Origin of the sequence: Streptomyces sp. DH12 (genome assembly GCF_020873895.1) — a bacterium.
Classification (GTDB): domain Bacteria; phylum Actinomycetota; class Actinomycetes; order Streptomycetales; family Streptomycetaceae; genus Streptomyces.
Genome location: NZ_JAHWGT010001563.1, coordinates 1 through 399, shown reverse-complemented (window position 1 = coordinate 399; position 399 = coordinate 1). Strand labels below are relative to the sequence as shown.

At 68.4% G+C, this 399-nt stretch carries 1 protein-coding gene; it reads right to left on the bottom strand.

Annotated elements, in window-relative coordinates; all coding sequences use genetic code 11:
- A partial coding sequence (locus LPA54_RS41100; RefSeq protein WP_228985496.1) for an AMP-binding protein occupies positions 1-399 on the bottom strand: 399 nt, incomplete at both ends.

Below are 399 nucleotides of genomic sequence, written 5' to 3'. Positions count from 1 at the left end.
GGAGATGTTGTGGCCGGACACCAGCATCACGTCGTCGACCCGGCCGAGCAGCCAGATGTCGCCGTCGTCGTCCTTCTTCGCGCCGTCACCGGCGAAGTACTTGCCCTCGAAGCGCGACCAGTAGGTGTCGATGAACCGCTGGTCGTCGCCCCAGATGGTGCGCAGCATCGACGGCCACTGCTCGGTGAGCACCAGGTAGCCGCCGCCTCCGTTGGCCACCTCGTTGGCCTCGTCGTCCACCACCGTGGCGGAGATGCCGGGAAGCGGGGTCTGGGCGGAGCCCGGCTTGGCGGAGGTCACGCCCGGCAGCGGGGAGATCATGATGCCGCCGGTCTCGGTCTGCCACCAGGTGTCGACGACCGGGGTGCGGTCCGCGCCGATGTTCTTGCGGTACCAGAT